10 protein-coding genes are annotated in these 11,834 nt (G+C 74.4%); 3 read left to right on the top strand and 7 right to left on the bottom strand.

The features are described from left to right. Window positions 1-155: 155 nt before the first annotated feature. The 7 genes from mraY to mraZ all read right to left on the bottom strand — a co-directional run bounded on the left by mraY (window position 156) and on the right by mraZ (window position 8,842). Window positions 156-1,280 (bottom strand): phospho-N-acetylmuramoyl-pentapeptide-transferase, encoded by a 1,125-nt coding sequence (gene mraY, locus D7I43_RS05305; RefSeq protein ID WP_120327246.1) that lies wholly within the window; start codon window positions 1,278-1,280, stop codon window positions 156-158. Beyond that, window positions 1,277-2,686, bottom strand: a complete 1,410-nt coding sequence (locus tag D7I43_RS05300; RefSeq protein WP_120327245.1) for a UDP-N-acetylmuramoyl-tripeptide--D-alanyl-D-alanine ligase — start codon at window positions 2,684-2,686, stop codon at window positions 1,277-1,279. Before D7I43_RS05300 ends, mraY begins: the two co-directional genes overlap by 4 nt. Beyond that, a complete protein-coding gene (locus D7I43_RS05295) occupies window positions 2,683-4,248 on the bottom strand; it encodes a UDP-N-acetylmuramoyl-L-alanyl-D-glutamate--2,6-diaminopimelate ligase (RefSeq protein ID WP_120327244.1) in 1,566 nt (521 codons plus the stop codon). The genes D7I43_RS05300 and D7I43_RS05295 overlap by 4 nt, the downstream gene beginning before the upstream one ends. A gap of 52 nt (window positions 4,249-4,300) precedes the next feature. Beyond that, entirely contained in the window at window positions 4,301-6,496 is a 2,196-nt protein-coding gene (locus tag D7I43_RS05290; RefSeq protein WP_120327243.1) for a peptidoglycan D,D-transpeptidase FtsI family protein, read from the bottom strand. Window positions 6,497-6,499: 3 nt separating this feature from the next. Next, window positions 6,500-7,105 carry a cell division protein FtsL gene (gene ftsL / locus D7I43_RS05285; RefSeq protein ID WP_120327242.1) on the bottom strand — a complete coding sequence of 202 codons (606 nt, stop codon included), beginning with the start codon at window positions 7,103-7,105 and terminating at the stop codon, window positions 6,500-6,502. Continuing rightward, window positions 7,095-8,207: a 16S rRNA (cytosine(1402)-N(4))-methyltransferase RsmH gene (gene rsmH / locus D7I43_RS05280; RefSeq protein ID WP_120327422.1), complete on the bottom strand. Its 1,113-nt coding sequence runs from the start codon at window positions 8,205-8,207 to the stop codon at window positions 7,095-7,097. Before rsmH ends, ftsL begins: the two co-directional genes overlap by 11 nt. Window positions 8,208-8,410: 203 nt before the next feature. Continuing rightward, entirely contained in the window at window positions 8,411-8,842 is a 432-nt protein-coding gene (gene mraZ / locus D7I43_RS05275) for a division/cell wall cluster transcriptional repressor MraZ (protein ID WP_120327241.1), read from the bottom strand. 354 nt (window positions 8,843-9,196) lie between these two features. Here mraZ and D7I43_RS05270 point away from each other — a divergent pair, with 354 nt between their 5' ends. Genes D7I43_RS05270 through D7I43_RS05260 form a run of 3 tightly spaced genes read left to right on the top strand, consistent with a single transcriptional unit; the run spans window position 9,197 to window position 11,833 of the window. Next, a complete protein-coding gene (locus D7I43_RS05270; protein WP_120327421.1) occupies window positions 9,197-10,444 on the top strand; it encodes a MurT ligase domain-containing protein in 1,248 nt (415 codons plus the stop codon). Then, window positions 10,434-11,153: a type 1 glutamine amidotransferase gene (locus tag D7I43_RS05265; RefSeq protein ID WP_120327240.1), complete on the top strand. Its 720-nt coding sequence runs from the start codon at window positions 10,434-10,436 to the stop codon at window positions 11,151-11,153. Before D7I43_RS05270 ends, D7I43_RS05265 begins: the two co-directional genes overlap by 11 nt. Beyond that, on the top strand, window positions 11,150-11,833 hold the full coding sequence (locus D7I43_RS05260) for a TVP38/TMEM64 family protein (protein WP_120327239.1): 684 nt from the start codon (window positions 11,150-11,152) through the stop codon (window positions 11,831-11,833). The genes D7I43_RS05265 and D7I43_RS05260 overlap by 4 nt, the downstream gene beginning before the upstream one ends. The last annotated feature ends 1 nt before the right edge of the window (window position 11,834 follow it).

Below are 11,834 nucleotides of genomic sequence, written 5' to 3'. Positions count from 1 at the left end.
CCGCCCGCCCCGGCAACGGCCCCCTCGGCGTGTCGCCGCCCCACACCCCGTCGATCTTGCACTTCCCGCCCCGACGAAACACCCGTACCAGGGCATACCGGGGGCCGAAAGTGCAAGATCGACGGGGTGACGGGGGGCGACGGGGGGGGGTCGGGTTAGGTGACGTTGGCGAGGAACTCGCTGTAGAAGAGGCCCAGGGCGATGGCGACGCCGATCCCCGCGATGATCCAGAACCGGACCACGATGTTGACCTCGCTCCACCCCGCGAGTTCGAAGTGGTGCTGCAACGGCGACATCCGGAAGACCCGCTTGCCGGTGGTCCGGAACGAGATGATCTGAATCACCACGGACATCGTGATGATCACGAAGAGACCGCCGATGATCGGCAGCAGCAGGATGGTCCGGGTGGACATCGCCATGCCGGCGATCAGGCCGCCGAGGCCGAGCGCTCCGGTGTCACCCATGAAGATCCGCGCCGGCGAGGTGTTCCACCACAGGAAGCCCACACAGGCGCCGGCCGCCGCACCGGCGATCAGCGCGATCTCCAACGGGTCCCGGACGGTGTAGCAGTAGGCCTGCGTGTAGTCCGGGTCGGCGCACCAGTGCCGGTACTGCCAGAAGGCGATCAGCGCGTACGCCGCGAGGACCATCACCGAGGCGCCGGTGGCCAGGCCGTCCAGACCGTCGGTGAGGTTCACGCCGTTGGTCGCGGCCATCACCACGAAGATGAAGAGGACCACCGCGCCGACCTTGGTGAGATCCAGCGCCGGGATGTCCCGGATGAAGCTCAGCGTGGTGCTGCCGACGGTCTCGGTGTTGGTCGCCTGTCCCTGCGCGTCGGTCATGGTGCTCGGGAAGTAGAGCGCGATGACGCCGAAGACCGCGCCCACCAGGATCTGGCCGAGCAGCTTGCCCCGCTTGTTGAGGCCGCCGCTGTGCCGCTTGCGCACCTTCAGGAAGTCGTCGATGAAGCCGACCGCGCCGGAGAACACCATGAGCCCCAGCAGCACCAGCGCCGTGATGGTCGGCTCGACCTGCGCGATCTGCTTGTCCGGCAGCGTGGTCAGGGCCAGGTGGCCGGCGACGTACGCGATGACCGTGGCGAGGATGAACACCACGCCGCCCATCGTCGGCGTGCCCTTCTTGCCCTGGTGCATGGCCGGGCCCTCGGCGCGGATGGGCTGACCGGCCTTGAGGCGCGTGAAGACCTTGATCGCGATCGGGGTGCAGAAGAGCGAGATGAGGAACGCCACCCCGACGGCGACGATCACCGCCCTCATGCGGCCCCGCCCTCGCTCGCCTCCGCACCGCCGTCCGCGCGCAGCGCGTCGGCCACCTCCCAGGTGCGGTAACGGGAGCCCTTGACCAGGACGACATCGCCCGGCCGTAGCTCGCCCCGCAGCACCTCGACGGCTGCCGCCTGATCGGTGAGCAGCACCGATTCTCCTCCCCAGTTGCCTACCGCTGTCGCGCCCTCGTGGATGGGCGCGGCCGGCTCGCCCACCACGAGCAGCCGGTCGACGCCGAGTTCGGCGGCCAACCGGCCGACCTCGGCGTGCCCGTCGCGCTCGTACGGGCCCAGCTCGGCCATGTAGCCCAGCACGGCGACGGTACGCCGCCCCCGGCCGAGGGCGGCCAGCGCCTTCAGCGCGACGGCCATCGAGCCGGGGTTGGCGTTGTACGAGTCGTCGATGACGGTCACCCCGTCGGGGCGGTCGAAGACGTCCATCCGCCGCGTGGAGATCAGCCGCAGCTCACCCAGCGCCTCCGCCAGCTCGGCCAGCGGCATGCCCAGCTCCCGGGCGACCGCCGCCGCGGCGAGCGTGTTGGAGACCTGGTGGCGGCCGGTCAGCGCGAGCCGCACGGGCACGCGCCCCTCCGGGGTGACGAGGGTGTACGCGGGCCGTCCCCGCTCGTCGAGCGTCACGTCCTCGGCCCGCACGTCGGCGTCGGCCGCCTCGCCGTAGCGGACCACGCGGGCGGACGTGCGGGACGCCATGGCGGACACGAGGTCGTCGTCGGCGTTGAGCACCGCCAGCCCGTCGGGCGGCAGCGCCTCGACCAGCTCCCCCTTGGCCTGGGCGATCGCCTCCCGGGAGCCGAACTCGCCGATGTGCGAGGTCCCCACGTTGAGCACCACCGAGATCCGGGGCGGCACCAGCTCGCAGAGGTAGCGCACGTGCCCCACGCCGCGGGCGCCCTTCTCCATGACGAGGTAGCGGGTGTCCGGGCCGGCCTTCAACGCCGTGTACGGGTGCCCCAGCTCGTTGTTGAACGAGCCGGGCGGCGCGACCGTGGCCCCGAGCCGCGCGGTGAGCTGCGCGACGAGGTCCTTGGTGGTGGTCTTGCCCGACGATCCGGTGAGCCCGATGACGGTGAGCTGCGGCAGCCGGTCGACCACGGCGCGGGCCAGCCGGCCCATGGCGGCCCGGGCGTCGGCGACCAGCACCATGGGCACCCCGGGCACCTCCCGGCTGCCGAGCACGGCGACCGCGCCGGCCTCGACGGCGCCGGCCGCGTAGTCGTGCCCGTCGACCTTCTCCCCGGGGAAGGCCACGAAGAGGCCGCCGGCCTCGACCTTGCGCGAGTCGAACTCGACCGGGCCGGTGACGCGCGCGTCCGGATCGGCGCCGACGAGCCGGCCGTCGACGGCGGCGGCCACCTCGGCCAGCGTGAGCGGGATCACCGGTGACCCGCCAGGTCGCCGAAGCGGGCGCGCAGGGCGTCGGCCAGTTCGGTGTGGTCGTCGAACGGCAGTACCTCGCCGGCCACCTCCTGCCCGCGTTCGTGTCCCTTGCCGAGGACCGCGATCACGTCGCCCGGCTCGGCGAGCCGTACCGCCTCGTCGATGGCCGCCCGCCGGCCGGCCACCTCCTCGATCCGGGCCGTCGTACCGGCCTGCCGCGCCCCGGCGAGCACCTCGGCGCGGATCGCGGCCGGATCCTCGGTCCGCGGGTTGTCGTCGGTCACCAGCACCACGTCGGCTCCCTCCGCCGCGGCGGCGCCCATCACCGGACGCTTGCCCCGGTCCCGGTCCCCGCCGGCGCCGATCACGCAGATCAGCCGGCCGGCGCTCAACTCGCGCAGCGCGGCCAGCGCGGCCACGATCGCGTCCGGCTTGTGCGCGTAGTCGACCACCCCGCGCACCGGGGCGTCCGCGGGGGTGACCAGCTCCAGCCGGCCCGGGACGCCGCCGCACGCGGCCACCCCGGCCACTGCGGTGCCGGGCTCCACCCCGACCGCCACGAGCGCGGCGATCGCGAGCAGCGCGTTGGCCACGTTGTGCCGGCCGGGCAGCGCCACGCTGCCGGGCACGACGAGACCGTCCGGGCCGTGCACGGTGAACCGCTGCGCGTACCCCTCGCCGCCGACGCCGTCGGCCCACCAGGTGGCCGCCGGGTCGCCGGCCGCCGAGTAGCTGACCGTGGCCGGCTTGAACAGCGGCCGCAGCGCCGGGTCGTCGTGGTTGAGCACCTCGACGGCGCAGCGCCCGTCGAACAGCCGGGCCTTCGCGGCGAAGTACTCGGCCGAGTCGGCGTGGAAGTCGAGGTGGTCGGAGCCGAAGTTGGTGTAGCCGCCGACGGTGAACCGGACGCCCCCGACCCGGCCCATCGCGAGCGCGTGGCTGGACACCTCCATGACCACCGCGGTCACCCCGCGCTCCCGCGCGGCCGCGAGCATGGCGTGCAGGTCGGTCGCCTCGGGCGTGGTCCGCACGCTGTCGATCGTCACGTCGCCGAGGCGGGTCTCCACGGTGCCGATCAACCCGGTCGTGTGGCCGGCGGCCCGCAGCCCGGACTCGATGAGGTAGGCGGTGGAGGTCTTGCCGGCGGTGCCGGTCACCCCGATGACGGTCAGGTCGGCGGTCGGGTCGCCGTACACCGCGGCGGCGAGCCCACCGAGGGCCTCCCGGGGGTCGGCCACGACGATCGCCGGCAGGCCGGCCGCGGCCACCAGCGGGGCGCCGGCCGGGTCGGTGAGGGCGGCCACCGCGCCGGCCCCGGCCGCCGCGGCGGCGAACTCGGCGCCGTGCCTGCGGGCGCCGGGCAGCGCCGCGTACAGGTCGCCGGGGCGGACCTCCTGACTCGCGTGGGTGACGCCGGTGACCAGCACGTCGGCGGCGTCGGCGGGCGGCTCGACGGCGAGCCGGGCCGCGAGGTCGCCGAGCCGGGTGCCGGTGACGGTACGGGGGCGAGGATTGCCGGGCACGGCGTCAGACCCTACCCGGTCGTCCGGCGCCGGCCGCACCGCCGCCCCGGTGGTTCGTCCGCACTCACCGATGATGTCCCGCCATGGCTGGTCAGCGCGGATAGACGACGAACTTGGGCGGTTTGCTCGTGGTCGACGGCGGCACCTTGTAGTGACGGAGAGTGAACTGCATCATCTCCTTGAACGCCGGATTGGCGATCGCGGCGCCCCCGCCCTGGGGCGCGTAGACGAAGACGGCGATAACGTAGCGGGGCTTCTCGGCCGGTGCCATCCCGATGAACGAGTTGACCTCGCCGGGCTGCTTCCTCCCGTCCACGAGCCGCCACCCCGTGCCGGTCTTGCCGGCGACCCGGAAGCCGGGAACGGCGGCGGTGGTGCCGGTGGCGCCCTCGACGGTGGTGACCGCCTCCAGCAGGGTGCGCAGCGCCGCCGCGTTCGCCGGGCTGAGCACCGGGCGGGTGACCGGGGGCTTGGCCGGCGTACGGGTGCCGTCCGGGCCGATCACCTCCTTGACGAGGTGCGGCTGGACGTACGTCCCGTCGTTGGCGATGGCGGCGTACGCGGCGGCCATCTGCAGCGGCGTGGCGTCCACGCTGTGCCCGATCGGCACCGACCCGTACGACGACTCGCTCCACTCCTCGGCGGGCAGCAGCCGGCCGCTGGCCTCGCCCGGCATGCCCTCCCCGGTGGGCTGGCCCAGCCCGAACCGGCGCTGGTAGTCAATCAGCCGGTCCTGGCCCAGCTCGTCGGCGATCTTGATGGTGCCGACGTTCGAGGAGTACGCGAGCATCCCCGCGACGCTCATCCTCCGCCCGTTGGCCGGGTGGGTGTCGGAGAACCAGGTGTCGCCCTTCTTGACGCTGTTCTCGATCGGCAGGGCGGTGTCCGGCGTGATGACCCCCTCCTGGAGCGCCGCCCCGAACGTGATCGCCTTGTGCACCGAGCCGGGGTCGACCACGAAGCTGGTGGCGGCGTCCTCCCGGGCCACGGGGTCGCTGGGGAGCGGCTTCGCCGCGTTGTACGTGGGGTGGCTGGCCTGGGCCAGCACCTCGCCGGTGGTCGGGTCCAGCACGACGGCGGCGGCCGTGCCGCCCTTGGCCCGCGCCATGTGCCGGCTGAGGATCACCTGGGTCATGTACTGGAGGTCGCGGTCGATGGTGAGCTGCAACGAGCTGCCCGGCTTGGGCGGCGTCGTGCGGCTGTAGCCGCCGGGGATGGGGGCGGCCAGGTCGCCCTGGCCGGCCTCGTAGACCCGCTTGCCGTCCTCGCCGCGCAGCAGGTCGTCGTAGCGGGCCTCCAGCCCCTCCAGGCCGTTCATGTCCTCGCTCGTGAAGCCGATGAGGTTGGCGGCCAGGTCGTCGCCGGGCACCTCGCGCCGCTCGTCGCGGTGCACGCCGATGCCGGGCAGCTCCAGCGCCTGCACCTGCCGGGCCGTGGCGACCTCGACGCCCCGGGCGAGGTACTCGAAGCGCGACGGGTTGCCGTTCTCCAGCCGGCGCGGCTGCATGAGCTTGGTCAGCTTGGACGCCGAGATGCCCAGCAGCGGGGAGAGCGCCCGCGCGGTGGCCGCCGGGTCCTCGATCAGCGTGGGGTCGGCGAAGACGTACCGGGCCTCCACGCTGTGCGCCAGCGGGGCACCGGTCCGGTCGTAGATCGCGCCGCGGGGCGCCGGCAGGTCCACCGTGCGGGTCCGGTCGGTCACCCCGCCACCGGCGTACGCCGGCGCGTCGACGGCCTGGAGGACGACCAGCCGGATGCCGATGGTGGCGAAGAGCGCCAGGGTGAGCACGGTGCCCAGGCGCAGCCGCCGCCGCGGGTCGGCGAGCTTCGGCGGCCGGGGCGGCTTGCGCGGGGGCCGGCGGGCCGCCGGCCGGTCCGACCGGCGCGGGGCGCGGGGGACGGTCCGGCGCCGCGGCCCGGGCGGCTCGTCCCCGGCACCGCCCGGCGTACGTGCCTGGACGGTCCGGACGACGCCGGATCGGCCGGTGGCGGGCGCGCCGCGACGGGTGGCCCGGGTGGCGCCGGCGCGACCGCCGTCGAGGACCTGCAACGCGGGCCGGAACGGGTCACCCGAGCGGCTGCTGCGCGGGGTGCGCCGCTGCTCGGCGCCGCCGCGGGGCAGACCGGCGCGCTCCTCGCGGATCGTGCGCCCGCGCGGGGTGTACGCCCGGGCGCCGGAGATGCCTCCGACGCCCGGCTCGCCGGAGCCCCGGCCGGTGTTCTCCCGGGACGAGCCGCGCCGGGAGCCCGTGGCGTCCCGGCGCGGGTCCTCCGACCTCGGTGGCACGGTTCAGCGTCCCGCGCCCTGCTGGCTGGTCACCGACGGCTCGCCGGTGGCCGGCTGCGGCACGCCGATGGTCTGGCCGTCGGGCAGCCGGATGTACCCCGGCTCGCCCGACTCGACCAGCCCGAGCCGGCGGGCCTCGGCGACCAGGTTGCCCGGCGCCTCGGCCTTGGCGATCTGCTTGTTCAGCTGCTGCTGCTCCAGGTCCAGCCGGGCCTGCTGCTGCTCGAGCTTCTCCAGCTTGAACGCGTTCTCGTTGATCTTGGTGTTGACCAGCAGGATGCCGAGCACCCCGCCGACCACGAGCACCACGATCAGCGCCGCGAACGGCGCCCGCGGCACCTTCACCGGCGGCGGCGGCGCCACCCGCAGCCGCGGCGGGCGCGCGGCGGTGGCGCCACCCCGCTCGGCCGGCCGCAGCGCCGCGGTGCCCTGCACCGGGAACTCGCGCGCCCCCCGCGCGCGGGACTCCCCCTGCCGGTTCACCCGGTCGATGCGTGACGTACCGTTACCCGCGCGGGTGGCCCGCTCCGCCGCGGTCCGGCCCCCCGACCGCGGTGCGCGCTGCCCGACGCCGGCGAAGTCCCGGCGCTCGCGCCTGTCAACGTTCATGTCCCTCCCCCTCTACGTCCGTCCCACTGTCGTCCTCCGGCGGCCGCCGATCCCCCACCGGTCCGCCGGACCCTGTGCCCGGTTGGTGCATCGCCCTGACCCGGCGGCGGGACCGTTCGCGGTCGGTCCGCCGCTGCCGTTCGGCATCCGGGTCGATGCGTTCCGCGGCCCGCAGCCGCACGGAGGCGGCGCGCGGGTTCGCGGCGACCTCGAGCTCCCCGGGCAGCTCCGCGCCCCGGCTCAACAGCCGGAACGTCGGGCCCGTGCCGGGCAGCTCGACCGGGAGGTCGATCGGGCCGGTGCTGCGCACCCGATCGGCGAGCGCCGCCTTGGTGAGCCGGTCCTCCAGCGAGTGGTAGGACAGGACCACCATGCGACCGCCGACGTTGAGCGCGTCGAGCGCGGCCGGCAGCGCCGTCTCCAGCGCGGCCAGTTCCCGATTTACCTCGATCCGCAAAGCCTGAAACGTTCTCTTTGCCGGGTGTCCCCCGGTTCGTCGGGCTGGTGCCGGAATGGCCTCCCGTACCAGCTCCGCGAGCCGGGCCGACGAGGTGATCCGGGCGCGTTCCCGCTCCCGGACGATCGCCGAGGCGATCCGCCCGGCGAACCTCTCCTCGCCGTACACCCGCAGCACCCGGGCCAGCTCCGGGTGGCTGTAGGTGTTGACCACCTCCTCGGCGGTCACCCCCCGGGTCTGGTCCATGCGCATGTCGAGCGGTGCGTCCTGCGCGTAGGCGAACCCGCGGTCGGGCGCGTCCAGTTGCAGCGACGAGACCCCCAGGTCGAAAAGGATCCCGTCCACGCCCGGGTAACCGAGCCGGTCGAGCACGTCGGGCAACTCGTCGTAGACCGCGTGCTCGAGGTGGATCCGGTCGGCGAAACGGGCCAGCCGCACCCGCGCGTGCGCGAGGGCCTCGGTGTCCCGGTCGAGCCCGACGAGGACCGTCCGCGGGTGCGCCTCGAGCACCGCCTCGGCGTGCCCGCCCAGGCCCAGCGTGGCGTCGACGTACACCGTCCGGTCGCCCCGGTCCAGCGCGGGGGCGAGCAGCTCGAGACACCTCTCGAGCAGCACCGGCACGTGCGTGCCGCGTAGCTCCCCCATGTCGACCCCCACTGCTGGTAACCGTTCTTCCGCTCTCGCGCCCCGCGTCGGACGGCGCCGTCGCCGTACCGCCAGATCCCCATCCGCTCCCGTCCGCCGCGAGGCCGCGGGCCCCCCGTGGATCGTGCGCCTGGCACCGGGGAAGGGGTGCCAGGAACTCGAAAGCGGCTGGAGATCTCGCAGTACGCCGAGCGCCGTTCCGCCTACAGACCGCCGGGCAGCACCCCCTCCTCGATGTCGGCGAACTCGTCTTCGCTCTCGGCGAGGTAGGACTCCCAGGCGGCCTTGTCCCAGATCTCCACCCGTGTGCTCGCGCCGATCACGACCAGATCGCGGTCGAGCGCCGCGTACTCCCGCAGGTGGGCCGGGATCGTCACCCGGCCCTGCTTGTCCGGCACCTCGTCGTGCGCGCTGGCGAAGAAGACCCGGCTGTAGGCCCGGGCCGCCTTGCTCGTCATCGGTTGGGCGCGCAACTGCTCCGCGATCCGCTGGAACTCGGGCATCGGGAAGACGTAGAGGCAGCGCTCCTGCCCTTTCGTGATCACGACACCCCCCGCCAGCTCATCCCGGAACTTCGCCGGAAGGATCAACCGGCCTTTGTCGTCCAGGCGCGGAGTGTGGGTGCCGAGGAACACGGCCCAACCCCCTCGCCCTTGAGCGGCGTTCGCGGCGCCGCTGACCCCCCGGGCCGGTGGGCCCTCCCGGCCTCACCATTGGGCCCCACTCTACTCCACTTCCCTCCACCTGCAACCGGAAACGCCCGCGTGGCGCGCCCGATCTCCGCGCAAAACAGCACGTCACAGGGGGTGGAGCCGAGTGGAGGGCCGTGGCGCCCCGCCGGCGGCGTCCGTTTCCCGACATAGATCGACTCCGTCCGGCCGAGGCGAAACCGGCCACCCGCCCGGGCTCCCCGGCCGAACGGTTCGCCGTCGGCGGCGATCTGGCGGAGCCGAGGGTCCGGTAACCTCGCTCGCGTGACGGACGCGAAGATGCCCCTGCGGGCGAAGGTGGCCAGCTCCGTGTCCCGGACGGCCGCGGCGCTGTCGCGGGCCGCCGGCCGGGGTGACGGTTCGGTGATCGGCGGATGGATCGGCCTCAAGATCGACCCCGACCTGCTCGCGCACCTCGCCGCCGGACGCGCGATCGCGCTCATCTCCGGCACCAACGGCAAGACGACCACGACCCGGCTGGCCGCCGCCGCGGTCGGCGTGCTCGGCAAGGTCGCCACCAACTCGTTCGGCGCCAACATGCCCACCGGCCACACCTCGGCGCTGGCCAAGGCGGGCAGCACGCCGTACGCGGTGCTCGAGGTCGACGAGCACTACCTCGCCCAGGTCCTGGAGGCCACCGACCCGCACGTGGTGGCACTGCTCAACCTCTCCCGCGACCAGCTCGACCGCGCCAAGGAGGTCGCCATGATGGCGCAGCTCTGGCGCGCGGCGCTGGTGCGGCACCCCGACGTGCGGGTGGTCGCCAACGCCGACGACCCGATGGTCGTCTGGGCCGCGTCCCCCCCGCCCACCCACGACCACCGGATCAAGCCGCCCACGGTCACCTGGTTCAGCGCCGGCCAGCGGTGGCACGACGACTCCTGGGTGTGCCCCGAGTGCGGCTCCACCATCCAGCGCTCGGGCGACCAGTGGTGGTGCAGCGGGTGCCCGCTGCGCCGCCCGCAGCCGCACTGGGTCGTCGAGGACGACGGCGTGCTGGACCCGACCGGCGCGTGGCACAAGGTCTCCCTCCAACTGCCCGGCAAGGTCAACATCGGTAACGCGGCCACGGCGCTCGCGGTGGCCGCCGAGTTCGGCGTCCGACCGGTCGACGCGGTGTCGCGGCTCGCGAGCGTCACCTCGGTGGCCGGCCGCTACGCGCAGGTCGAGCGGGAGGGGCGCCTCATCCGGCTGCTGCTGGCCAAGAACCCGGCCAGCTGGCTGGAGGCGTTCGACATGGCCGACCTGGCGCCGACACTGTTGTCGATCAACGCGCGGGACCCGGACGGGCTGGACACGTCATGGCTCTTCGACGTGGACTTCGCCCCGCTGCGCGGCCGGCAGGTGCTCATCACCGGCGACCGGGCGTACGACCTCGCCGTCCGGCTCGACGTCAACGACGTGCCGTTCCAGCACGTCCGGACGTTCACCGACGCGATCCGCGCGGTGCCACCGGGGCGCCTCGAGGTCATCGCCAACTACACCGCGTTCCAGGACATCCGAGCGGAGTTGGACCGTGTCAACTGAGAGCCTGCGCATCGTCTGGGTCTACCCCGACCTGCTCTCCACGTACGGCGACCGGGGCAACGCCCTGATCCTGGCCCGGCGCGCGCGCCAGCGCGGGATGCCCGTCGAGGTGCTGGAGGTCCGCTCCGACCAGCGGCTGCCCGCCACGGCCGACATCTACCTCATCGGCGGCGGCGAGGACGGCCCGCAGGCGCTCGGCGCGCAGCGGTTGATCGCCGACGGCGGGCTGCACCGGGCCGTGGCCCAGGGCTCCGTGGTGTTCGGCGTCTGCGCCGGCTACCAGCTCCTCGGCAACTCCTTCTTCGCCAAGGGCACGAGGTACGCGGGGCTCGAACTGCTCGACATCACCTCCGACCGGGGCGAGAGCCGGGCCGTGGGCGAGCTGGCCGGCGACGTCGACGGGCGCCTGGGGCTGCCCCCGCTCAGCGGATTCGAGAACCACGGCGGGCGTACGCACCTCGGGCCCGGTGTGGCGCCGCTGGCCCGGGTCACCGCGGGCGTCGGCAACGACGGCGCCACCGAGGGCGCCTGGCGCGGGAAGCTGCTCGGCACGTACTCGCACGGCCCGGCGCTGGCCCGCAACCCCGCGCTGGCCGACCTGCTGCTGCGGTGGGCCACCGGAGTGCACCAGCTCCCGCCGGTGGACGACACCTGGCCCGAGCGGCTCCGCGCCGAGCGACGCGCCGCGGTGGCCGCCGCGCGCGGATGACGCCCGCCGTCCGGCGGCTGCTGCGCCAGCCGTCGGCCGTCCGGTTCGCGTTCCTGCTGCTCATCGTGGCGGCGTGTGGCGCGCTGCTGCTCGTGGTGCCCCTGCCGGACCCGTCCGAGCTGCCCCGGCTCGCCGACCGGCTCGGCGGGCTCGCCCCGGTGGCGGCCGTCCTCGCCGGCGCGCTGCTGCTCGTCGCCCTGGTGCCGCGCACCTTCATCACCCTCGCCTCCGGGGCGATCTTCGGTCCGCTGGAGGGCGCCGGGTACGCGCTGACCGCCGCGCTCCTGGCCGCCGCGGTGGGGTTCGCGGTCGGCCGGCTGCTGGGCCGGCAGTTCGTCGCCGAGCGCGTCCGCGGCCGGCTGGCCCGCCTCGACGGCTGGTTCGCCCGGCAGAGCGTGCTCGGCGTCGTGACCGTCCGGCTCGTGCCCATCGCCGGGTACGGCCTGGTCAGCTACGGCTACGGCACCACCGGGGCGCGGCTGCTGCCGTTCCTCGCCGGCAGCGTGATCGCCGCCGTGCCGAGCGCGTTCGGGTACGCCGCGGTCGGCGCGGCGGTCACCTCGCCGGCCGACGTCAACTGGTTCGCCGTGGCTCCCGCCGGGCTCGGCCTCGTCGCGGGCGCCGTGCTGGTCCGTCGGCTGTGGCGGGCCGAGCGCCGCCGCCGCACCGCGCAGGGCTGAC

The organism is Micromonospora globbae, from assembly GCF_003610785.1.
Classification (GTDB): Bacteria; Actinomycetota; Actinomycetes; order Mycobacteriales; family Micromonosporaceae; genus Micromonospora; species Micromonospora globbae.
The sequence above is the reverse complement of the archived record's forward strand: the minus strand, read 5'-3'. Positions and strand labels throughout refer to the sequence as shown.